The organism is Polynucleobacter finlandensis (assembly GCF_018881755.1).
Lineage (GTDB): Bacteria > Pseudomonadota > Gammaproteobacteria > Burkholderiales > Burkholderiaceae > Polynucleobacter > Polynucleobacter finlandensis.
In genome coordinates this window covers 25,886-46,988 of the sequence record NZ_JACVPS010000005.1, presented here as the reverse complement: position 1 = coordinate 46,988, position 21,103 = coordinate 25,886, and the positions used below count along the sequence as shown (strand labels likewise).

General features: G+C 44.9%; 27 protein-coding genes. 19 read left to right on the top strand and 8 right to left on the bottom strand.

All coding sequences use genetic code 11. From position 1 onward, the window contains the following. Positions 1-138 precede the first annotated feature (138 nt). From ICN49_RS04760 to mnmH, 17 genes are all read left to right on the top strand, one after another. Positions 139-999, top strand: a complete 861-nt coding sequence (locus tag ICN49_RS04760; protein ID WP_216166306.1) for an MBL fold metallo-hydrolase — start codon at positions 139-141, stop codon at positions 997-999. A gap of 51 nt (positions 1,000-1,050) precedes the next feature. After that, positions 1,051-2,412: a sulfite dehydrogenase gene (gene soxC / locus ICN49_RS04755; RefSeq protein WP_216166304.1), complete on the top strand. Its 1,362-nt coding sequence runs from the start codon at positions 1,051-1,053 to the stop codon at positions 2,410-2,412. Further along, positions 2,396-3,472, top strand: coding sequence for a c-type cytochrome (locus ICN49_RS04750; RefSeq protein WP_216166303.1), 1,077 nt, complete (start codon positions 2,396-2,398; stop codon positions 3,470-3,472). Before soxC ends, ICN49_RS04750 begins: the two co-directional genes overlap by 17 nt. A gap of 67 nt (positions 3,473-3,539) precedes the next feature. Then, positions 3,540-3,992 (top strand): thiosulfate oxidation carrier protein SoxY, encoded by a 453-nt coding sequence (soxY, locus tag ICN49_RS04745; RefSeq protein WP_216166301.1) that lies wholly within the window; start codon positions 3,540-3,542, stop codon positions 3,990-3,992. Between the two features lie 46 nt (positions 3,993-4,038). Next, positions 4,039-4,347 carry a thiosulfate oxidation carrier complex protein SoxZ gene (gene soxZ / locus ICN49_RS04740; protein WP_216166299.1) on the top strand — a complete coding sequence of 103 codons (309 nt, stop codon included), beginning with the start codon at positions 4,039-4,041 and terminating at the stop codon, positions 4,345-4,347. Positions 4,348-4,372: 25 nt separating this feature from the next. Beyond that, entirely contained in the window at positions 4,373-5,185 is an 813-nt protein-coding gene (gene soxA / locus ICN49_RS04735; RefSeq protein WP_216166297.1) for a sulfur oxidation c-type cytochrome SoxA, read from the top strand. 4 nt (positions 5,186-5,189) lie between these two features. Beyond that, positions 5,190-5,834: a sulfur oxidation c-type cytochrome SoxX gene (soxX, locus tag ICN49_RS04730; RefSeq protein WP_255535407.1), complete on the top strand. Its 645-nt coding sequence runs from the start codon at positions 5,190-5,192 to the stop codon at positions 5,832-5,834. A 10-nt stretch (positions 5,835-5,844) separates the two neighbouring features. Next, positions 5,845-7,575, top strand: coding sequence for a thiosulfohydrolase SoxB (soxB, locus tag ICN49_RS04725; protein WP_216861132.1), 1,731 nt, complete (start codon positions 5,845-5,847; stop codon positions 7,573-7,575). A 24-nt stretch (positions 7,576-7,599) separates the two neighbouring features. Beyond that, the gene (locus ICN49_RS04720) at positions 7,600-8,052 is read left to right on the top strand and encodes a DsrE family protein (RefSeq protein ID WP_216166296.1); all 453 of its coding nucleotides are present in this window, start codon (positions 7,600-7,602) and stop codon (positions 8,050-8,052) included. A 36-nt stretch (positions 8,053-8,088) separates the two neighbouring features. Continuing rightward, positions 8,089-9,024: an MBL fold metallo-hydrolase gene (locus tag ICN49_RS04715; RefSeq protein ID WP_216166294.1), complete on the top strand. Its 936-nt coding sequence runs from the start codon at positions 8,089-8,091 to the stop codon at positions 9,022-9,024. 56 nt (positions 9,025-9,080) lie between these two features. After that, positions 9,081-9,398: a hypothetical protein gene (locus ICN49_RS04710; RefSeq protein WP_255535406.1), complete on the top strand. Its 318-nt coding sequence runs from the start codon at positions 9,081-9,083 to the stop codon at positions 9,396-9,398. Positions 9,399-9,414: 16 nt separating this feature from the next. Beyond that, positions 9,415-10,536, top strand: coding sequence for a YeeE/YedE family protein (locus tag ICN49_RS04705; RefSeq protein ID WP_216166292.1), 1,122 nt, complete (start codon positions 9,415-9,417; stop codon positions 10,534-10,536). Positions 10,537-10,560: 24 nt separating this feature from the next. Next, positions 10,561-10,998, top strand: coding sequence for a YeeE/YedE family protein (locus ICN49_RS04700; RefSeq protein WP_216166290.1), 438 nt, complete (start codon positions 10,561-10,563; stop codon positions 10,996-10,998). Position 10,999: 1 nt separating this feature from the next. Further along, complete coding sequence (locus ICN49_RS04695; RefSeq protein WP_216166289.1) at positions 11,000-11,437, top strand: YeeE/YedE family protein; 438 nt, start codon at positions 11,000-11,002, stop codon at positions 11,435-11,437. 54 nt (positions 11,438-11,491) lie between these two features. Further along, complete coding sequence (locus ICN49_RS04690; protein WP_216166287.1) at positions 11,492-11,836, top strand: protein tyrosine phosphatase family protein; 345 nt, start codon at positions 11,492-11,494, stop codon at positions 11,834-11,836. A 7-nt stretch (positions 11,837-11,843) separates the two neighbouring features. Next, positions 11,844-12,263, top strand: a complete 420-nt coding sequence (locus ICN49_RS04685) for an acyl-CoA thioesterase (RefSeq protein WP_216166285.1) — start codon at positions 11,844-11,846, stop codon at positions 12,261-12,263. Positions 12,264-12,272: 9 nt separating this feature from the next. Then, a complete protein-coding gene (mnmH, locus tag ICN49_RS04680) occupies positions 12,273-13,346 on the top strand; it encodes a tRNA 2-selenouridine(34) synthase MnmH (protein ID WP_216166283.1) in 1,074 nt (357 codons plus the stop codon). Here the strand turns inward: mnmH and ICN49_RS04675 are convergent. Further along, positions 13,343-14,521: an acyl-CoA dehydrogenase gene (locus ICN49_RS04675; protein ID WP_216166281.1), complete on the bottom strand. Its 1,179-nt coding sequence runs from the start codon at positions 14,519-14,521 to the stop codon at positions 13,343-13,345. The genes mnmH and ICN49_RS04675 overlap by 4 nt on opposite strands. Before the next feature lie 116 nt (positions 14,522-14,637). Here ICN49_RS04675 and ICN49_RS04670 point away from each other — a divergent pair, with 116 nt between their 5' ends. Further along, positions 14,638-15,348, top strand: a complete 711-nt coding sequence (locus ICN49_RS04670; RefSeq protein WP_216166279.1) for a queuosine precursor transporter — start codon at positions 14,638-14,640, stop codon at positions 15,346-15,348. A gap of 99 nt (positions 15,349-15,447) precedes the next feature. After that, positions 15,448-17,055, top strand: a complete 1,608-nt coding sequence (locus tag ICN49_RS04665; protein ID WP_216166277.1) for an ABC-F family ATPase — start codon at positions 15,448-15,450, stop codon at positions 17,053-17,055. On the opposite strand, the gene ICN49_RS04660 is transcribed toward ICN49_RS04665, so the two are convergent. The 7 genes from ICN49_RS04660 to msrB form a co-directional block, all read right to left on the bottom strand. Then, positions 17,052-17,312, bottom strand: coding sequence for a DUF1289 domain-containing protein (locus ICN49_RS04660; RefSeq protein WP_216166275.1), 261 nt, complete (start codon positions 17,310-17,312; stop codon positions 17,052-17,054). The genes ICN49_RS04665 and ICN49_RS04660 overlap by 4 nt on opposite strands. Next, on the bottom strand, positions 17,309-18,484 hold the full coding sequence (locus ICN49_RS04655; RefSeq protein ID WP_216166273.1) for a GNAT family N-acetyltransferase: 1,176 nt from the start codon (positions 18,482-18,484) through the stop codon (positions 17,309-17,311). The genes ICN49_RS04660 and ICN49_RS04655 overlap by 4 nt, the downstream gene beginning before the upstream one ends. Before the next feature lie 6 nt (positions 18,485-18,490). Next, positions 18,491-18,877: a lactoylglutathione lyase gene (gene gloA / locus ICN49_RS04650; protein WP_216166271.1), complete on the bottom strand. Its 387-nt coding sequence runs from the start codon at positions 18,875-18,877 to the stop codon at positions 18,491-18,493. A gap of 87 nt (positions 18,878-18,964) precedes the next feature. Further along, complete coding sequence (locus tag ICN49_RS04645) at positions 18,965-19,759, bottom strand: peptidylprolyl isomerase (RefSeq protein WP_216166270.1); 795 nt, start codon at positions 19,757-19,759, stop codon at positions 18,965-18,967. Positions 19,760-19,822: 63 nt separating this feature from the next. Continuing rightward, entirely contained in the window at positions 19,823-20,101 is a 279-nt protein-coding gene (locus ICN49_RS04640) for a BolA family protein (protein ID WP_216166268.1), read from the bottom strand. Further along, a complete protein-coding gene (locus tag ICN49_RS04635) occupies positions 20,098-20,646 on the bottom strand; it encodes a septation protein A (protein WP_216166266.1) in 549 nt (182 codons plus the stop codon). Before ICN49_RS04635 ends, ICN49_RS04640 begins: the two co-directional genes overlap by 4 nt. 26 nt (positions 20,647-20,672) lie before the next feature. Continuing rightward, positions 20,673-21,083: a peptide-methionine (R)-S-oxide reductase MsrB gene (msrB, locus tag ICN49_RS04630; RefSeq protein WP_216166264.1), complete on the bottom strand. Its 411-nt coding sequence runs from the start codon at positions 21,081-21,083 to the stop codon at positions 20,673-20,675. Positions 21,084-21,103 lie beyond the last annotated feature (20 nt).

Here is a 21,103-nt window from a genome sequence, read left to right as displayed (position 1 = left end):
TCCTCCTAAAGCAATGGTTATATAGAAACCCCGCTTATATAACCAAAAGTAATATATATATAAGGGTTAGTTATTAGTGTGTTTTTACCAGCTTTATTAAATAATTGCACTTAGAAATTTTACTTAGGCGAGCTTGAGATGAATCCAGTTGTAAAGGGCTTTTTTGATCCAGAAACATGGACAGTGACTTACGTTGTTTATGAGAAGCCGGGATCAAGCTGCATCATTATTGACTCAGTACTGGCTTATGACCCAAAATCAGGGCGTACACACACCAAACCGGCCGATGAAGTCATTGAGTTTGTAAGGCGCAATGAGCTTAAAACCGAGTGGATTTTAGAAACCCACGCGCATGCTGATCACGTTACCGCCGCTCCTTATTTGAAATCTCACCTCGGCGGAAAGATCGCCATTGGCGACCATATTTCTGTAGTGCAGGGTGTTTTTAAGGGCATATTCCACCTAGAGCCAGGTTTTCCAGTGAACGGCTCCCAGTTTGATCAGCTTCTTAAGGACAATCAAGAAATTCGTTTTGGCAATCTCAGCATGAAGGCGCTGTTTGTTCCTGGGCATACGCCTGCATGCATGGCATACCAGGTAGGTGATGCCATCTTCGTAGGCGACACCATGTTTATGCCAGATGTTGGTACAGCACGTTGCGACTTTCCAGGTGGTGATGCGCATACCTTGTATCAATCAATGAAAAAGATTTTGAGCTTTCCGCTGCAGACGCGTTTGTTTATGTGCCATGACTATCCACCCAATGGTCGGCCAGTTAATTTTGAAACGACTGTTGCAGAAGAAAGAAAATCCAATATTCATATGCATGACGGCATTTCTGAGGAGCAGTTTATCGAGATGCGCACCACCAGAGATGCCACGTTAGAGATGCCAGTACTCATTTTACCGGCGATCCAAATCAATATCAGGGCAGGTGAACTCCCGCCCAAGGAAGCCAATGGGATTTCTTATCTGAAAATTCCCGTTAATGCGCTGTAACAAATTACAAAAATTATATTTAGAACATACATTCAGAGGAACTTTTATTCAATGACGCGAATAGATACAAAGCGAAGAGGCCAGATTCAGCAAGCCCCTGAGAATTTTTTAACCCAAGATGCCATTACAGACTTAAACAAAAATGGTATGGATGACACCCGTCGCGGCTTTATGCGTAATGGATTTATGGCTGCCCTTGGCGGTGCCGTTGGTCTGGGCGCCTCTATGAATGCACTGGCATCCTCAGAAGGGGATCCTGCAATTCTTGAAAAACAAGTATGGCAAACGACCTTAGGCAAAAATGTAGCGACGATGCCATATGGCACTCCATCTATTTATGAAGCCAACCTCATTCGCCGTGAATCACCAGGCTTGACACGTGTTTCAGCAGCATCCGTTGCATTCACACCATTGCAAGGGCTCTTTGGCATCATTACTCCAAACGGCTTGCATTTTGAAAGACAGCATCAAGGTTGGTACAACATTGATCCTGAGATGCATCGCTTGATGGTAAATGGCTTAGTTAAACATAATCGTGTTTTCACAATGAACGATTTAATGCGCCTACCGTCTGTATCGCGCATCCACTTCATTGAGTGTGGTGCAAATACTGGATTGGAGTGGGGTAACGTCGCAGTTCCAACTGTGCAGTACACCCATGGCATGCTTTCTTGCTGTGAATTTACTGGCGTACCTTTATCTGTGCTTTTAGAAGAGTGCGGCGCAGATCTTAAAAAAGGCAAGTACCTCTTGGCTGAGGGTGGTGATGGTTCGGGCATGACTCGTACCGTCAATTTAGACGACGTACTAAATGATGCCATCGTTGCTTGGGGCATGAATGGTGAAATGTTGCGCCCAGAAAATGGTTTCCCTCTTCGTCTAGTCGTTCCTGGTGTGCAAGGCGTTAGTTGGGTTAAATGGTTGCGCCGTTTAGAGGTTGGCGATATGCCATATGCCACTAAAGATGAGGCAGTTCATTACAACGATCTAATGCCGGATGGCCTGGCTCGTCAATACACCTCCATTCAAGAATGCAAATCAGTGATTACAACGCCATCAGGCGGTCAACAGTTGTTGGATAAAGGCTTTTACAACGTGAGCGGTTTAGCTTGGTCTGGTCGAGGAAAGGTAAAACGTGTAGACGTTTCGTTTGACGGCGGCAATAACTGGAAAATGGCTCGATTAGAGACCCCGGTTCTTACCAAAGCATTAACACGCTTCAATATTGATTGGGTGTGGGATGGATCACCAGCAATACTTCAGTCCAGAGCCATTGATGAAACGGGTTATGTTCAACCACCTATTAAGTTGCTAAGAGATGCACGCGGCACAAGGTCGATTTATCACAACAATGCAATTCAATCTTGGAAAGTAGATTCAAACGGGGAGGTTAGCAATGTTCAGGTTGGTTAAGTTTGCTACTTCCGCAATTCTGCTCTGTATAACGCTAGCAGTCGCTAGTTCCGCTGTTGCACAAAAATCGAATGCTAAATTTCCGGGAATTGGTAGGGATGCCACTCCTGCAGAAGTCGCAGCTTGGGATATTGATGTGCGACCTGACTTCAAAGGATTGCCAAAGGGATCTGGCTCAGTAGAAAAAGGGCAACAGCTTTGGGAATCCAAATGCGCTGTCTGTCATGGTACCTTCGGTGAATCCAATGAAATCTTCACTCCAATCATTGGCGGCACAACTCAAGACGACATTAAAACAGGTAGGGTAGCTTCGCTTTCCGATAGAAAGCAGCCACAAAGATCTACCATTATGAAGGTTGCCACCGTTTCTTCGCTGTGGGACTATATATACCGCGCAATGCCTTGGAATTCACCAAGATCATTATCGGCTGACGATACTTTTGCGGTAGTAGCCTACCTCTTAAGTATGGCTGAAGTTGTGCCGGATGACTTTGTGCTCTCGGATGCCAATATCGCTGAAGTACAAAAAAGAATGCCTAACCGAAATGGCATGACGCTAAAGCATGGTTTATGGAATGCAAAAGGCAAGCCCGATGTTCAAGCCAGTGCTTGTATGCATAACTGCGTAGCGTTTGTGCAAATTGGCTCTGTTTTGCCTGACTATGCGAGAAGCGCACACGGCAATATTGCAGAGCAAAATCGTGAATATGGCCCTTTTAGGGGTTCTGACTCCACCAAGCCACCGCTAGAGAAGTTGCCTGGCTCGGGTTCCACACAAACAGTAGCGCATTCGGCTATTGCTAAACCAAAGACGCCAGAAGACTTATTTAAGGAAAATAACTGCTCGGCATGTCATGCCAAGGCCACAAAGCTGGTGGGACCGTCCACCTCTGAAATAGCCAAAAAATACCAAGACCAATCTGGAGCAGAGAATAAGCTGGTTGCGAAGGTAAAAGCGGGCGGTTCTGGGGTATGGGGACCTATTCCTATGCCATCGCACCCTGACGTTTCTAATGAGACACTTCATACACTGGTTCACTGGGTGCTAAGAGGTCAGTAATACAGACTAGACTCAAGTAAGATAATTTAAATTTAATTTATTAATAAGTTTCAAAAAAGGAGTTTTTATGAATCAGCAACGTAGAGCGTTAATAAAGTATTCAGCAGTATTTGGATTAATGGCTTCGGCTGGTTTGATCAGCGTCGCTCAGGCAGAGGAATGGAATAAAGCAGCATTTGAAGGCAAAAGCCTCGATGATGTTTTTAAATCCTTAGGCGCTTCTAGTCCCGATAAGTCATCTGCAGTGACATTGAATGCACCAGATATTGCAGAAAATGGTGCCGTTGTTCCCGTGGGAATTTCAACAACGCTCAAGGCCGAGCAAATGGCCATTTTGGTTGAGAAAAATCCAAGCACTCTTGCTGCTCAGTTTTTCCTCCCAGCAGGTACCGAACCTTTTGTGACCACCCGCATCAAGATGGGTCAAACATCGAATGTTTATGCTTTAGTCAAAGCTGATGGTAAATGGTCAATGGCCGTTAAAGAGATCAAAGTGACTCTTGGTGGTTGTGGCGGTTAATTAAGCCAAATCAGAATATCTATTTATAAAATATTAAGGAATAAAAATGTCAGATCCAATGCGCGTTAGAGCAACCGAAAAAGACGGTATCGTCGATGTAAAAATTTTGATGAAGCATGATATGGAATCAGGGCAACGTAAAGATGCTTCTGGAAAAGTCATTCCAGCGTGGTTTATCAGTGCACTCAATGTAAAAGCCCAAGGCAAAGATGTATTCAATGCTCAGTTTGGCCCAGCAGTCTCAAAGGACCCATTTTTGAATTTCAAATACAAGGGTGCCAAAGGGGATAAGTTGGTTGTCAATTGGGTTGACACTAAAGGCGATAAGCGCACCGACGAAGCAACCGTTTCTTAATGATTAAAGAATAATAGGTATACCCATGGCTCCTGTATCCGCTTTATTAAAGAGATGTCTTATTTCATCGCTGTTGATTGCGTTTGGTCAAGGCGCATTTGCGCAAACTGCCGCTGATGACATCGCCAAATACCGAGAAATGATTGCGGACGGCAATCCATCTGAGTTATATGAGATGTCTGGCGAGGAGTTGTGGAAAAAACCTGCTGGCCCGAAAAATGCCACATTAGAAAAATGTGACTTAGGTCTTGGCCCTGGAGTGGTCGATGGCGCAGCAGCAGTGCTACCAAAGTACTTCAAGGACACCAACCGTGTGCAGGATCTTGAATCTCGCTTGATGACTTGCATGGATAAGCTGCAAGGCATACCTTCACAGGGCATTATTGATGCTAAGTTTGGGGCTGGCCCTAAAAAGGATATGGATGCGATTGTTGCTTACATCGTTACCCATTCAAAAGGCAAAAAAATTAACGTTAGTACTGCCCATCCAAAAGAAAAAGAAATGTATGCCATGGGTAAACGTGCCTTCTTCTTTCAGGGCGGTCCTTTTGATTTTTCTTGCGCCTCCTGCCATGGAGCAAGCGGTAAGCGGATTCGTTTGCAGGACCTACCAAACATAACGACTCAAGAAGGAGCCGCACTTGGCTGGGGATACTGGCCTGCTTATCGTGTTTCAAGTGGTCAATTTTGGACTATGCAGCAAAGGTTAAATGACTGCTTTAGACAACAACGCTTCCCATTCCCAATTTATGGCTCTGACGTAACCATTGCTCTATCAATGTATATGGCAAAGAACGCCAATGGTGGAATGATTCAAACTCCTGGATTGAAGCGCTAAGAATATGAAGACACTCATGATGACATCGACAAAACACCTTTTCTTGGTATTTCTTGGTTGTGGTGCATTGGCTATTTCCGCTAATGTTTCCGCGCAACAGAAAGCTGATCCCCAGTTTGAAAAGATGATGAAGAATAGTTTCCGAGCTGAAGGCATCGCCGGTCTTGATCGCATTGATCAAGATGCAACGCAAAAGTTTTGTTCGGATCCAATTTTTGCATCTAGTAAGGCTGGCGCTGCTAAAGCTATTGAGATCCAGAAAATCAATATGGCAACGATTAAACAACCGATGGATGGCAAATACGTAGGCGATTGGAAAAGCGGTGAGGCTATTGCCCAAAGCGGACGTGGGGCAACGTGGACAGATACGGCTACAACCCCTATCGGTGGTGGCTGCTATAACTGCCATGAGATCGATAAAAAAGAGATTTCATACGGCAATATTGGACCAAGCTTATGGAATTACGGCAAGAACAGGGGCTACTCTCAGGAAGTGATGACCTATACGTGGAATCGCATTAATAATTCCAAGGCATACAACGCCTGTAGCAATATGCCCAGGTTTGCACACTTCAAACTTTTGAACGAAAAACAAATACAAGATCTTATGGCGCTGCTATTGGATCCACAATCACCAGTTAATCAATAGGCTTTACATCATGTCAATTAATCGTAGGGAGTTTTTGCAAACTCTCGCTATCGCTTCGGCTGGTGGTTTGAGTCTCAACTCTGATTTTGCTTTTGCCCAGGAATCGGCTAAGAAGTTTTATGAGCTGCCTAAATTTGGCAATGTTCATTTACTGCACTTTACTGATTGTCATGCGCAGCTATTGCCGATTTACTTTCGCGAACCGAATGTTAATTTAGGAATTGGGATTCAACAAGGTCGTACACCCCATTTAGTTGGCGAATATTTCCTACAAGCAAATGGCATCCCTGCGGGAACAAGAGATGCGCACGCATTTACGTACCTAAACTTCACAGAAGCAGCAAAGACTTATGGAAAAGTAGGTGGGTTTGCACATCTATCGACACTCGTTAAGCAGATGAAGGCTTCCCGACCAGGTTCATTGCTATTGGATGGTGGTGATACATGGCAGGGCTCAGGAACTGCCTTGTGGACCAATGGCCAGGATATGGCCGATGCTGCTTTAGCTCTTGGCGTCGATATCATGACGGCTCACTGGGAAATGACCCTCGGTGAAGAGCGCGTCATGGAGATTGTAAACAAAGACTTCAAGGGCAAAATTGAATTCTTAGCTCAGAATATTAAGACATCTGATTTTGGTGATCCCGTTTTTCCGGCTTATACGATTCGGAAAATGAATGGCATTCCTGTGGCGATTATTGGACAAGCCTTCCCATACACGCCAATTGCTAATCCTAGTTATATGGTTCCGAACTGGACTTTTGGCATTCAGGAAGAGAACCTGCAGAAGACGATTGATGAGGCTAAAGGAAAGGGCGCAAAAGTCGTCGTCCTCTTGTCCCACAACGGCATGGACGTGGATTTGAAGCTAGCTTCACGAGTGAGTGGGTTGCATGCCATTTTGGGTGGCCATACCCATGATGGTGTGCCGATTCCAGTCCAAGTTAAGAATCCTGGCGGCATGACCTTAGTGACCAATGCTGGCTCAAACGGCAAATACCTCGGTGTATTAGATTTTGATGTCAAAGGTGGTAAGCCCGTCGACTTTAGATACAAACTCATGCCAATTTTCTCGAACCTGATTCCAGAAGATAAATTCATGTCGGCGTTGATTCAAAAAATTAGAAAGCCTTATGAATCGAAGTTGCAGGAAAAGTTGGCAGTTACAGATAGCCTGCTTTATCGTCGTGGCAACTTCAATGGCAGCTTTGACCAAGTGATATTAGATGGCTTGATGGCTCAGAAGAATGCAGAAATTGCTTTTTCACCTGGATTTAGATGGGGAACTACCTTATTACCAGGCCAAACTATCACGATGGAAAATTTGTTGGATCAAACAGCAATTACATATCCGTACACTACCGTCAACATGATGACGGGGGAAACGATTAAGACCATCTTAGAAGATGTTGCTGATAATCTCTTCAATCCAGATCCGTATTACCAGCAAGGTGGCGATATGGTTCGGGTTGGCGGCCTGCATTACACCATCGATCCAGCAGCTTCAATGGGTAAGCGCATTTCTGAAATGCGTCTCAATGGAAATCTCATTGACGCCAATAAATCTTACAAAGTAGCAGGCTGGGCTCCCGTAAGTGAGACAGCTAAAAATCTTGGTGGCGAGCCAATCTGGGATGTGATTGCCCGGCATTTGCGTGACATTAAAACTGTCAAGGCCGTCAAACTCAATGAACCAGTAATCAAGGGTGTTTCAGGAAATCCTGGCATCGCTCCCATCTAGACCTCAATCAATATGAAAGTCCATATGCCTAAGTTAGCTAAATTATTCCTCAATACTATGTTGGTGGGCTGCACTTTTTTGGGATTTGCTCTCAATGTCCATGCACAACAATCGGCAAACCCAACAAAAGTGGTTTATCACATTGATGATGCAGAATCACAGGGTTTAAAGGGCTTACGAAATATCCGAAACCATTTAGATATATCACCAACAACCCAGATTATTGTCGTCACACACGCCAATGGCATTGATATGCTGATGGAAGGTGCGAAAGACAAGAAAAATAATGTGGAATATGCACCATTGATTGGCGCCCTGAAATCACGTGGCGTTCGCTTTGAGGTCTGTGAAATCACTCTTAAAAATAGAGGCATTAAGAAGGATGTCTTCATTCTTGACGCTGACTTTACACCCTCTGGTGTCGTGCGAATTGCTGATCTCCAAGCAAAAGATCACTACGCCTATATCAAGCCTTAGGTTGATTTAAGTCATCCATTATCTAGCCTTCGATCAATGAAGTATTTTATTGCTTCGATATTGAGCCTCATTCTGTCGAGCCTTTGCTTTGCCGAACCCGTTGACCTTGTTAATCTAAAGCCAATTCAGGTTGCACAAAATACCTATTTTGTTCAAGGTTTCCCAGAAATGGGCTCGAGTAAAAACCAGAACTTTATTTCTAATGCAGGGTTTGTAGTAACGCCTAAAGGTGTTGTGGTAGTAGACGCTTTGGGATCGCCAGCTCTTGCGCAAAAGTTGCTCAGTGAGATTGCAAAAATCACAAAACAAAAAGTGGTAGCAGTCATTGTTACCCATTACCATGCAGACCATATATATGGCCTTCAAGTTTTCAAAAAAACAGGTGCAAAAATATACGCACAAGAGCTCAGTAAGGACTACTTAAATTCTGATGCAGCTCGCCAAAGACTGGAATCCTCTAGAGTAGATTTTGCTCCATGGGTCAATTCAAGTACTCACTTAGTGGCTCCTGATCAGTGGATCAAGTCTGAAAAAACATTAACAGTTGGCGGAGTAGATTTTTTGATTTCAAAAGTAGGTCCTGCGCATACGTCTGAAGATTTAATGGTCTATGTGCCTAGTGAGAGCGTCCTGTTTGTCGGGGATCTTGTTTTTAGAGGTCGTATTCCATTTGTTGGCAACGCTGATAGCAAAGGGTGGTTGGCGTCGCTCGACCGTATTGAGGGCTTAAAACCCAAGATCGTGATTCCTGGGCATGGTGCTTATTCACCGAGTCCAACTCAAGACATCGCCTTTACCCGTGAATACTTACGATATCTGCGTGAGTCTATGGGTGAAGCCGCAAGAAATATGGATTCATTTGATGAGGTCTATACCAAGACAGACTGGTCCGAGTATGAGGGGATGCCTTTATTTCGGTCTGCCAATAGGATGAATGCCTATAACATCTACCTTTCCATTCAGGGCGAATAGCAGTTTTGTCATATAGGCTCTAAAATAGCGCTTTAAACGCTAAATCCCTGATTTGCATGAAGTTTCTAATAAAATCCTTGGCACTTGCAGTGATGGCAACATTTTTGCTGAGCTCATCCGTATTTGCGAATGAGCCACTTGCCAATGGCAAGGTAATAGATCAAGAGAAATGCTATGCCTGCCATGCAAAGAAAACGGGTTTTGGAAACGGTGACATGATCTACACCAGGTCTGACAGTAAAGTCACAACGCTCGCAAAATTAAACTCGATGATTTCAGTTTGCAATAGTGAATTGCGATTAGATCTTTTTCCAGAGGATGAGAGTGATGTCTCAAAATACCTCAATCAACAATTTTATAAATTTAAACCTTAAGCAGAATTTTTAGATCATGGATGTTGTAGATATTGCCTCACTAACTAAATCAGCTTTGCTTGCAAGCTTCATTGCGACGTTTATTCTTGGTGCGACCATGCAAAAAACGGGCTTTTGCAGCATGGGTGCCGTCTCAGATATTTTCATCATGAATAGTTGGGATCGTCTTAAGCAGTGGTTCCTTGCTATTGGGATAGCCATCATTGGTTTTGCTGTGATGTCCTATATTGGCCTCATTGATCCGCTTACGAGTTTTTATACCGGCAATAAGTTTCTTTGGCTCTCAACCATTATTGGTAGCATCTTATTTGGCTTTGGCATGGTTTTAGCCTCTGGATGCGGAAGTAAAACGCTGATTCGCATTGGCGGCGGCAATCTTAAGTCAGTCATTGTTTTTCTGGCGCTTGGTCTAAGCGCTTATATGACGATCCGTGGCTTCCTAGGTGTTATACGCATCAATACACTAGATTCTGTTTTTATCAATCTTAATACCCCTCAGGACCTACCAAGCTTGCTCAGCGCTTCAACTGGCATGATGCGATCTTCTTTGCATCTTATTCTCGGCCTAGTGATTGGTTCTGCATTTATTATTTTTGCACTGGCTAAGAAGGCGTTTTGGACTGCTGAGAATCTTTTTGCTGGCATTACCGTCGGCCTCATCATCTGCTCTATTTGGGCTATCTCAGGACACTTTGCCTTTGTAGCGGAAGACCCGAATACCTTAGAAGAGGTTTTCTTAGCTACGAATTCAGGAAAAATGGAAAGCCTTTCATTCGTTGCTCCGTATGCCTATTTCTTGGATTGGCTCATGATGTATAGCGATACATCAAAGGTCCTCACCATTGGAGTGGTTGCCGTCATGGGCATGATTTCAGGTTCGGCCGTAGTTGCACTTTTAACGAAATCGTTTCGCTGGGAAACTTTTCGCAACCCCGAAGATACAGCCAATCACCTGATTGGCGGTGCGCTGATGGGTTTTGGCGGAGTAACTGCTTTAGGGTGCACTATTGGACAAGGCCTCAGTGGTGTTTCCACCTTGGCGCTCGGATCTTTTTTAGCTTTACCAGGGTTTTTCTTGGGCGCATATTTGGCATTACGCTATTTGCAATATCGACTTGCTCCGAACCCCTGCAATTAATCGATTTCATAGATAGGAAATTCAATGCAGATCAACTGGTTAGAATTTACTCCTGGCCCGGCGTTGTTAGGCGGGATGATTCTGGGTCTTGCTGCTGCGCTATATGTACATCTACATGGCCGAATTCTTGGAATCAGCGGGATTATTTCAGGCTTACTGCATCCCAAATATGGCGATGTGCTTTGGCGCTTGAGTATGGTGTTTGGTTTATTAAGCGCGCCATTTTGGGCTGTTTGGCTATTTGATATGCATCCAATCCAAGTCATTGATTCAGATTGGACTGCAGCAGTGGTCGCTGGTCTGTTAGTTGGCTTTGGGTCTGCCTATGGCTCAGGCTGTACTAGCGGCCATGGCATTTGCGGGCTATCTCGCCTATCACCACGCTCTTTAGTGGCTACACTTTCATTCATGTTGGCAGGCTTCATCACTGTATTTGTGATCCGTCACATGATTGGGGCTTAAGATGAGAAAACACTTCACTCTCATTAGCCAATATTTGATTGGCGTATTTTTTGGTTTTGGCCTGATTATTTCAGGCATGACAAATCCGCAAAAGATTTTGAACTTCTTAGATCTCGCTGGTTCATGGGATCCTTCGCTGTTATTTGTGATGGGTGGAGCAGTACTGGTTGGTTTGGCCGGCTTCTATTTACTCACTAAACGCAGCCAGGCTTTTTTTGGTGGCGCCCTGCATGTGCCTACCAGGCGTGATATTTCAAAACCCTTGGTGATTGGTAGCATCATTTTTGGTGTTGGTTGGGGTATAGCAGGCTTTTGCCCAGGTCCCGCCATTGTTTCCATCGGGTCTGGTCAAGCCAAGGCTTTTGTCTTTGTGATTGCCATGCTTGCTGGCATGTGGATCTGTGAGCATTTTTTTACAGCTCATAAGCAATCAGCCTGATTTAGAATCAAAGGTATTAAGCGTCTTCTGTCTGATTAATTTTTTGAGGTTGAAATGAGTCTTCCTATTGCCTGTCATAACGATCAATTCGGTACACTTGGTCAAATTGATCCTAGTCACCTTGCTCTGATTGCAGCACAGGGTTACAAGAGTGTGATTAACAACCGGCCTGATAACGAAGGCGGCCCTGATCAACCAAAGAATGCTGATATTGCCGCTGAAGCTGAAAGACTTGGTCTGCACTATGTATATCTGCCAGTCGTTAGCGGTGCATTTACTCCTGAACAAGTTGTTGAGATGGCCCGTCTAATAAAAACGATGCCAGAACCGATCTTGGCCTTCTGTCGATCGGGTGCACGCTCTACCAATCTTTATCAATTAGCCTTACAGGTTCGCTAAGTAGTCTATGCGGATCGAGATACCCAAAGAAAAGAGGCTTGTGCATGAGATGCTCATGCCGATTCGTTGGGGTGATATGGATGCCCTACGTCATGTCAACAACACGCTTTACTTTCGTTACATGGAGCAGGCTAGGGTAGAGTGGATTGAGACCTTGGGTTTACAAGTGGCGCCTGGAAAGGCTGCCATGCTGATGATGAATGGCTTTTGTAATTTCTATCAACAGTTATCTTATCCGGGTGAACTCATTTTGAAGACATACATTGGCAACCTTGGAAAATCCAGCGTTGACCTCTTTACTTCAATGTCTCTAAGCACAAGCCCAGATGTCATTAGTGCAGAAGGCGGCGCAACTATGGTGTGGGTAGATCTAGAAACCAATAAATCAACTCCTTGGCCGCAATATCTTCTTCAGAAGATGGTTTAGGAGTGCTGCTTGCAGCCTAGCAATCCATACATCCTATCGATCGATCGCTTCAGATCGGAACGCAATCACTTCGATGTCATTATTGATGTTCGTTCACCTGCAGAATTTGCCCTTGACCATGTCCCTGGCGCAATGAATTGCCCGGTTCTCAATAATGAAGAACGCGAACAAATCGGTACTCTCTATAAACAAGTTTCTCCTTTTGCTGCGAAGAAGCTTGGTGCCGCATTGGTTTCTCGCAATATTGCCAATCACCTAGAGAGCTCCTTCATTGATTTTCCAAGAGAGTGGCGCCCGTTAATCTATTGCTGGCGTGGTGGAGAGCGAAGTGGTGCTTTCACACACATTCTGAATCGTATTGGTTGGAAAGCGATGCAACTTGAAGGTGGTTATCAAGGATTTCGTCGCACGGTGATTGATGACTTGGATCAGGCCGCGAAAGACTTTTCCTTTGAAGTGATTTGTGGCATGACTGGCAGCGGTAAGACGCGCGTCCTTCACGAAATCCAAAAGCTTGGCGCTCAAGTGCTTGATCTTGAGGGTCTAGCAATTCATCGTGGTTCTGTCTTGGGTAACGAGCCCAATATTGAGCAGCCCACGCAGAAAGGTTTTGAGACAGCACTCTGGAATGCCTTTCAATCACTAGATAAGAATCAGATTGTTTTTGTAGAGTCTGAAAGTAAAAAAGTAGGCGGCGTACATATCCCCGATCCACTAATGGAAACGATTCGGAGTGGCCAGTGTATTGAATTGCGCTCCAGTACCAAAACCCGAGTTTCTTGGCTGATTCGTGAGTACCATCATTTTCTATCGGATACAGATAGCTTTAAGCATAAGCTGGGGCTGCTCACTTCTCGTTACGGCAAAGTGCAAATAGCCAAGTGGGAAGAAGAGATCGATGCAAAGCATTTCGAATCTCTCGTAGAGGAGTTGTTGGTGATGCACTACGACCCCTCGTATCAATCATCGATTGAGAGAAACTTTCCTAAATACAGCGCGGAAAAATTTGTGCAGTTAGATGATGATGGTGATGAGGCCTTTGCCAAGTCAGCAAAGGCCATCATGGCAGCGGTAAAGCCTTAACTAAAAGCCTGAATACCGGTTTGTGCGCGACCTAGAATCAGCGCATGAATATCGTGAGTGCCTTCATAGGTATTCACAACTTCTAAGTTGAGCATATGACGCACAACACCGTACTCATCTGAAATACCATTCCCACCGTGCATGTCGCGAGCCATACGGGCGATGTCTAAAGATTTTCCGCAAGAGTTGCGTTTCATGATTGACGTAATCTCTGGAGAAGCAATACCTTCATCCTTCATGCGGCCTAAACGTAGGCAGCCTTGCAAACCAAGAGCAATTTCGGTTTGCATGTCGGCCAACTTCTTTTGGATCAACTGATTGGCAGCAAGAGGGCGGCCAAATTGTTTACGATCCATCGTGTATTGACGAGCAGCATGCCAGCACCATTCAGCGGCGCCTAAAGCGCCCCATGCAATACCGTAACGCGCAGAATTTAAACAAGTAAATGGGCCTTTCAGGCCAGTAATTTCGGGGAATTCATTTTCAGTCGGTACGAAGACTTCATCCATGACGATTTCACCAGTGATGGAGGCGCGTAGACCCATCTTGCCAGTGATTTTAGGAGCGCTTAAGCCCTTCATGCCTTTTTCAAGGATGTAGCCGCGTATCACGCCTTCATCATTTTTAGCCCACACCACAAAGACATCAGCAATCGGTGAATTGGAAATCCACATCTTTGAACCCGTTAAAGAGAATCCGCCTGGAACTTTCTTGGCGCGAGTAATCATGCCGCCAGCATCAGAGCCGTAGTTTGGCTCGGTTAATCCAAAGCAACCAATCCATTCACCACTTGCTAATTTAGGTAGATATTTTTGCTTTTGTGCTTCGCTACCAAATTCATTAATGGGGACCATCACTAAAGATGATTGAACACTCATCATGGAGCGATATCCAGAATCGACCCGTTCGATTTCCCGAGCAATCAGACCATAAGAGACGTAATTGAGGTTTGCGCCGCCATATTGCTCTGGAATGGTGATGCCAAGCAGACCCAATTCGCCCATTTCACGAAAAATGGAAGGATCAGTCGTTTCATTACGATAAGCATCATGAATTCTTGGCGCTAGTTTGCGTTGGGCGTATTCAGCAGCTGCGTCACGAACCATGCGCTCTTCTTCGCTCAACTGGGTGTCAAGGAGGAGGGGGTCTTCCCAATGAAAGCTCGGTTTACTCATGATGTTGTGTCCTATTTGATTTTTGATAAGGAGTCCTGTGCGTTTTCAGGAATCGCTATATTCTTACTTCTATTATCCATTTTTTAACGTCTAGAGCACGCCAAAGCCCATAAGCCATGTCAGCCATCAGAAGTCACCATCGTTACTATGACTTAATCTTGGCCGCCTTTGTGGTGGTTCTGTTGTGCTCTAACTTTATTGGCGCCGGTAAGGCTGCTGTGATTGATTTGCCTTACTTTGGCCCTGTCATTTTTGGCGCCGGTATTCTTTTCTTCCCGATTTCTTACTTTTTTGGGGACATCCTGACTGAGGTATATGGCTACGCCTATGATCGCAGGGCTGTCTGGGCTGGATTTGCTGCATTGGCCTTTGCGGCCATCATGGCGCAAATTGTGATTGCACTTCCAGTAGCCCCTGGTGAATATATGGCTCAGTACCAACAGGGCATGGTCTCGGTATTTGGTAATTCCTGGCGGATCGCTTTAGCCTCGATGCTGGCTTTTTGGTGTGGCAGTTTTGTTAACAGCTATGTGTTGGCTAAGCTCAAAATCTGGACCCAGGGACGCTTTTTATGGGTCAGAACGATTGGCTCGACTGCTTTCGGTGAGTTAGTAGACTCCTCCTTGTTTTATGTATTGGCTTTTTACGGGATTTGGCCTATTCAAGAGCTCATACAGGTGGCATTAGTGCAATACGTTCTAAAGACCTCTTGGGAGGTTCTAGCGACGCCATTGACCTATTGGGTAGTAGGCGCCCTGAAGCGCAAGGAAAGCGTTGATCACTACGACATTCACACGAATTTCACCCCATTTCGGGTCAAAGTCTGAATTTGGCTTTAAAGCCGTTAACCCGTTAAAATATTGGACTTTACCCCCATTGCTGGGGTATTCCCTTTGAATTGAATTTCAGAAAGCTAGAAAACATCCGTGCTGTCAGCATCTAATATCACTATGCAGTTTGGGGCAAAACCCCTGTTTGAGAACATCTCCGTTAAATTTGGCGGCGGTAATCGCTACGGCCTCATTGGCGCGAATGGTTGCGGTAAATCTACTTTTATGAAAATCTTAGGTGGTGAATTAGAGCCAACCAGCGGAAACATCAGCCTGGATCCAGGTATTCGTCTTGGTAAATTGCGCCAAGATCAATTTGCTTATGAAGATGTACGCGTTTTAGATGTGGTGATGATGGGGCATGAAGAGATGTGGAAGGCCGCAGCTGATCGCGATGCCATCTATGCCAACCCCGATGCTACTGATGAAGACTACATGCGCGCCGCAGAGCTCGAGGGCAGCTATGCCGAGTACGGTGGCTACACAGCAGAAGCTAAAGCAGGGGAGTTGCTTTTAGGTATTGGCATTCCCATTGATCAACACAATGGTTTGATGAGCAACGTGGCCCCAGGTTGGAAGTTGCGTGTATTGCTTGCCCAAGCCCTTTTCTCAGATCCTGATGTGCTCTTGCTTGATGAGCCAACCAATAACTTGGATATTCATTCGATTCATTGGCTTGAAGATATCCTCAATGAAATCAAAAGTACGATCGTCATCATTTCTCATGATCGCCACTTCTTAAATGAAGTGTGTACCCATATGGCTGATATGGACTTTGGAACACTTAAAGTGTATCCAGGCAACTATGACTCCTACATGCTTGCATCCGTTCAAGCGCGCGCTCAACAGCTGAGCTCGAACGATAAAGCCAAGGAAAAGATTGCTGAACTACAGGCTTTCGTTAGCCGCTTCTCTGCAAATGCCTCTAAAGCCCGTCAGGCTACATCGCGTCAGCGTCAATTAGAGAAAATTGAGATTACAGAAATCAAACCCTCTTCACGTCAAAACCCATTTATTCGTTTTGACACCGAGAAGAAGTTGCACAACATGGCTGTCGAGTGCAACGCGTTAACTAAATCTTATGACCGAACCATTTTTAAGAACTTTAAATTGGCTATTCGTGCCGGTGAGAAAGTTGCCATCATTGGTCAAAACGGTGCAGGTAAGACCACGCTTCTCAAAACGATTCTGAGCAAGCGCTTTGATGGCATTGTTGCTGATAGTGGCGATGTGAAGTGGGCTGAGAATGCCAATGTGGGTGTGATGCCGCAGGACAATACCGAACTCTTCGCTAAAGACGAGTTGCTGATGGATTGGATGAATTGGTGGCGCAACACAGGCGATGACGATCAAGTGATTCGTGGCACCCTAGGTCGCTTATTGTTCTCTGGTGATGATATTGGCAAGTCTGTCAAAGTCCTTTCTGGTGGAGAAAAAGGCCGCATGATTTGGGGTAAACTCATGCTCCAAAAATATAACGTCTTAGCGATGGATGAGCCAACCAACCATATGGATATGGAATCCATTGAGAGTTTGCAAATTGCTCTTGAGAAATACGATGGCACACTCATTTTTGTTTCTCATGACCGTGAATTCGTGTCTGCTTTAGCTAACCGCATCTTAGAAGTCAAAATGGATGGCACCATTAATGACTACTCAGGGACTTACGAAGAGTATTTGCGTAGCCAGGCTATTACTGGTTAAGCAGTTTTAGAGTCTTTTGCTTGGCGCTGGAAGCGCATGGCTGTGCCATCTGCACGGATGCGTTTCCACACTAGGTCTTTTTCTTCCTGACTAAAAAATACCCAGTTACTCACTTCATTTAGGGTGCGACCGCAACCCTGACATATCTCATCGTATAGGGTTGTGCAAACACCAATACATGGTGAATCTGAGTGCTCATCTCCAGTGGAAAGTGAATTAGCTCCGCTCTGGTTTGTTGGATTGCTAGATTGCGTCATAGCGCTACTGTAGACGATTTCAGTGGACTGTGCTCCGCGAGCTCATCAACATAAGCCGCAATACCATGATGCTCACGCTCTAAAAATAATTTGATGGCTTTAGAGAATTGTGGATCTGCAATCCAATGGGCAGAATGGATTGTGGTTGGCATAAAACCTCTTGCCATTTTGTGCTCACCTTGGGCGCCACCTTCAAAGATCTGAATGTTTTCCTGAATGCAATATTCAATTGCTTGATAGTAAGCAGTTTCAAAATGGAGGCAATCGATGTGTTCAAGTGCACCCCAATATCTACCGTATGCCTTTGCATTGAGCTTATCCACAATCAGCAATGAACAGGCGAGACGTTGAGCATCTTTACTGGCTATGATCAAATGCAAATTCTCGGGCATCGTGCTAGCTAGTTCTTTAAAGAAGGACTCGGTCAGGTAGGGCGAAGATTGATGCTCTAGATAAGTGTTTTCATAACAGCGATAGAAAAATTCCCAATCGGCTTTAACTGTCTCTACACCTGGTATATGGGTAAAGCTAATATTTTGAGCTGCAACTATGGCACGCTCGCGACGTATATTTTTACGGCGCTTCATCGTCAAGATAGCTAAAAATTGATCGAAATCTTTATAGTCGTGGTTTTGCCAATGAAATTGCACTGAATCTCGCAACATAAATCCTTGTTGCAGCATGGAATCAATTTCAGATTGTTCTGGAAAGAGAATATGGGCAGAGGAGAGTTTATTTTGGTTAACTATGCTCTTCAGACCGGTAAGAAGGGTCGCGCGTATCTGTGGAGCATCTTCACTGCTGCCACAAAGCAGTCTTTGACCTTGCACAGGGGTAAACGGGATTGCGCAGAGGGCTTTAGGGTAATACTGCATACCGTGTTGCTCATAGGCTTGAGCCCAAGACCAATCGAAAACAAATTCACCATAAGAATGCTGTTTGAGATAGAGCGGCATGGCACCTATGAGCTTGGTGCTGTCGGGTGATTTTAAAACCAGGTGAGCAGGTTGCCAGCCGGTGTTTTCACCAACGCAACCACAGTGCTCTAGTGCACTGAGAAATGCATAGCTTAAGAAAGGGCCTGCATTGGCTGGAACAATGGCATTCCACTCGCCTGCGGATACTTCAGCAAGGTTTCCAATAATCTCGAGTTGATATTCCTGCTGGTTCAATGCAAATTAACGCTGAATCAGTTCAATTTTGTAACCATCCGGATCGGTTACAAAGGCAATGATGGTATCGCCACCCATAACAGGGCCAGCCTCGCGAGTGACATTGCCACCAGCCGCTTTGATCTTGTCGCATGCAGCATAGGCATCAGGGACTTGAATCGCAATATGTCCATAAGCAGTACCCATGTCATATGCATCAACACCATGGTTATAGGTCAACTCGATTTCTGATTGGCCGTCAGCATTACCTTTGCCATAAGCAACAAATGCCAGAGAATACTTTTGCTCTGGGCGTTCAGTTGTTCGAAGCAAATTCATACCCAATACATTGGTATAGAAATCAAGAGAGCGAGCCATATTGCCGACTCGAAGCATGGTGTGAAGAATCATCATGATTTAAATATAACTCGAATTGAATGTTCTTGTTGGGCATGAAAAAACCCAGGACATGCCTGGGCTTGTGATCAGAAGGTCTTAGATTTACTGGATCTTGGCCTTGGCACGGAGTTTTTGCATCATCTCGGTGAACTTAGCCTTTTGCCAATTTTGGTCAGAGGCGATCATTTGCTTTAGTTGATCTTTGATCTCTTCCATTGGTGGGGCCTTGACGTCACGCACATCATCCATCTTAATAATGTGCCAGCCAAATTGAGTCTTCACTGGCTTGTCAGTAATTTGACCTTTTTTGAGCTGAACCATGGCTTTGGAAAATTCAGGAACTAACGATTTTTCACTGACCCAGCCAAGATCCCCGCCAGTAGGCGCAGAGCCTGGATCCTTGGATTTTGCTTTGGCGAGCTCTTCAAAATTTGCTCCAGCTTTCAGTTGAGCGGTAATTGCTTTGGCATCTGCTTCTTTTTCAACCAGAATGTGCTCGACGTGATATTCCTTCCCTGCGTACTGAATCTTTACAGATTCATAAGCAGCTTTAAGGTCTGCTTCTGCAACCCCTTCTTTTTCAACATAGTCTTGAAATACGGCAGCAACCAAAATACCCATGCGTGATTGCTCAATCTGTTCTTTTACAGCGTCACTTTGGGACAAGCCACGATTATTGGCTTCTTGCAGGATAAGTTCTCGGGTGACCAACATCTCACGCGCTTGATCGCGAACTTGTGGGTTGTCAGCTTGACCAGTCTTTTGTACCAACTTATCCAACTGTGCTTTTGGAATGGGTTTGCCGTTAACGATCACGGCATTTTGGGCAAAAACAGGACCCACTATCAGTGTGGCACCAAGTGCAGTGATGCTTAGAATTTTTGGTATTGAGATCATTTCAAATTGTCAAAATAGGTTAGAAACAGTTTGCTGTAGGTATTAAACACTATTTAATGAGTCTTAAACCTCGTCAGGAGCTAAGGCATTGATAGTTAAAGCATGTATCTCGGCTGGGATGTGTTTTTGGAGGGCGGCGTACACAGCCCTATGACGACCTACCAGGTTAAGACCTTGAAATTCTGGGGTGCATATGGTGACTTTGAAATGTCCTCCGCCACTAGCAGCGCCCGCATGTCCTGCATGAAGGTGACTTTCATCTTCTATCAGTAGTTTGGTGAGTTGGAATGAAGACCTGAGATCTTGCTCAAACAGTTTGATGCGTTCTTGATTGACGCTCATGCTGACGGGTGCTCCATATGACGACCGAGCCAAATACCTTGTGCAATAACAAACACAATGAGCAAGCCAGTACTGCCAAATAATTTGAAATTCACCCAAGCCTCTTCTGAGAACTCAAAGGCGACATATAAATTGAGGCAACCCATCAGGAAAAAGAAACATGCCCAAGCTAGATTGAGTTTGTGCCAGACCGATTTTTCACTCTCTTGTTTTAAAGTGATCTGTTTACCCATCATGACTTGAATCCAGTTCTTATTAAAAAACTGTAGGCTAACAAACAGGGCGCCAGAGAATAACCAATACAGAGCGGTTGGTTTGAGCTGAATAAAGGTCTTGTCATGCAAGAAGATCGTCAGGCTACCAAACACAACAATCATGACTAAGCTGACCCATTGCATGGCATCAATTTTGCGGTGGCGATAATAAACCCAGAGGATTTGCCCAACAGTTGCGATCATGGCAACAATGGTTGCAGTGTAAATATCACCTAATTTAAAGGCGACAAAGAACAGAATGATGGGGAAGAGGTCGAATAAAAATTTCATAGGGGCATTATCCAGCTATTTAGGGTCTACTTCTCTTCTGTGGTTTTCGCGTTTGCGCTAGGCTCAAATTGTAAGGAAGCAGAGTTGATGCAATACCTCAGACCTGTTGGCTGTGGGCCATCCTCAAAAACGTGACCCAAATGAGCATCGCAATGGCTACAGCGGACTTCCGTACGAACCATGCCGTGAGTCATATCCTTATGCTCGATGATTGCAGCCGAATTTAGCGGGGCGTTATAGCTTGGCCAACCGCAACCCGCATCGAATTTAGTATCAGATAAAAATAAGGGGGTATCGCAACAAACGCAGCGGTACTGACCTTGATCCCAGTGGTCCCAAAATTTACCGGTGAATGGACGTTCTGTAGCGGCTTCTCGCGTGACGCGATATTCAATATCAGTTAGGGCTTGTTTGTATTCTTGGTTTGATTTTTTCATGGTGTAAATAATATTCTGGT

Coding starts and splice junctions, on each gene's coding strand:
- ICN49_RS04760 (WP_216166306.1), top strand. CDS start 139: ATGAATCCAGTTGTAAAGGGCTTTTTTGATCCAGAAACATGGACAGTG.
- soxC (WP_216166304.1), top strand. CDS start 1,051: ATGACGCGAATAGATACAAAGCGAAGAGGCCAGATTCAGCAAGCCCCT.
- ICN49_RS04750 (WP_216166303.1), top strand. CDS start 2,396: ATGTTCAGGTTGGTTAAGTTTGCTACTTCCGCAATTCTGCTCTGTATA.
- soxY (WP_216166301.1), top strand. CDS start 3,540: ATGAATCAGCAACGTAGAGCGTTAATAAAGTATTCAGCAGTATTTGGA.
- soxZ (WP_216166299.1), top strand. CDS start 4,039: ATGTCAGATCCAATGCGCGTTAGAGCAACCGAAAAAGACGGTATCGTC.
- soxA (WP_216166297.1), top strand. CDS start 4,373: ATGGCTCCTGTATCCGCTTTATTAAAGAGATGTCTTATTTCATCGCTG.
- soxX (WP_255535407.1), top strand. CDS start 5,190: ATGAAGACACTCATGATGACATCGACAAAACACCTTTTCTTGGTATTT.
- soxB (WP_216861132.1), top strand. CDS start 5,845: ATGTCAATTAATCGTAGGGAGTTTTTGCAAACTCTCGCTATCGCTTCG.
- ICN49_RS04720 (WP_216166296.1), top strand. CDS start 7,600: ATGCCTAAGTTAGCTAAATTATTCCTCAATACTATGTTGGTGGGCTGC.
- ICN49_RS04715 (WP_216166294.1), top strand. CDS start 8,089: ATGAAGTATTTTATTGCTTCGATATTGAGCCTCATTCTGTCGAGCCTT.
- ICN49_RS04710 (WP_255535406.1), top strand. CDS start 9,081: ATGAAGTTTCTAATAAAATCCTTGGCACTTGCAGTGATGGCAACATTT.
- ICN49_RS04705 (WP_216166292.1), top strand. CDS start 9,415: ATGGATGTTGTAGATATTGCCTCACTAACTAAATCAGCTTTGCTTGCA.
- ICN49_RS04700 (WP_216166290.1), top strand. CDS start 10,561: ATGCAGATCAACTGGTTAGAATTTACTCCTGGCCCGGCGTTGTTAGGC.
- ICN49_RS04695 (WP_216166289.1), top strand. CDS start 11,000: ATGAGAAAACACTTCACTCTCATTAGCCAATATTTGATTGGCGTATTT.
- ICN49_RS04690 (WP_216166287.1), top strand. CDS start 11,492: ATGAGTCTTCCTATTGCCTGTCATAACGATCAATTCGGTACACTTGGT.
- ICN49_RS04685 (WP_216166285.1), top strand. CDS start 11,844: ATGCGGATCGAGATACCCAAAGAAAAGAGGCTTGTGCATGAGATGCTC.
- ICN49_RS04675 (WP_216166281.1), bottom strand. CDS start 14,521: ATGAGTAAACCGAGCTTTCATTGGGAAGACCCCCTCCTCCTTGACACC.
- ICN49_RS04670 (WP_216166279.1), top strand. CDS start 14,638: ATGTCAGCCATCAGAAGTCACCATCGTTACTATGACTTAATCTTGGCC.
- ICN49_RS04660 (WP_216166275.1), bottom strand. CDS start 17,312: ATGACGCAATCTAGCAATCCAACAAACCAGAGCGGAGCTAATTCACTT.
- gloA (WP_216166271.1), bottom strand. CDS start 18,877: ATGATGATTCTTCACACCATGCTTCGAGTCGGCAATATGGCTCGCTCT.
- ICN49_RS04645 (WP_216166270.1), bottom strand. CDS start 19,759: ATGATCTCAATACCAAAAATTCTAAGCATCACTGCACTTGGTGCCACA.
- ICN49_RS04640 (WP_216166268.1), bottom strand. CDS start 20,101: ATGAGCGTCAATCAAGAACGCATCAAACTGTTTGAGCAAGATCTCAGG.
- ICN49_RS04635 (WP_216166266.1), bottom strand. CDS start 20,646: ATGAAATTTTTATTCGACCTCTTCCCCATCATTCTGTTCTTTGTCGCC.
- msrB (WP_216166264.1), bottom strand. CDS start 21,083: ATGAAAAAATCAAACCAAGAATACAAACAAGCCCTAACTGATATTGAA.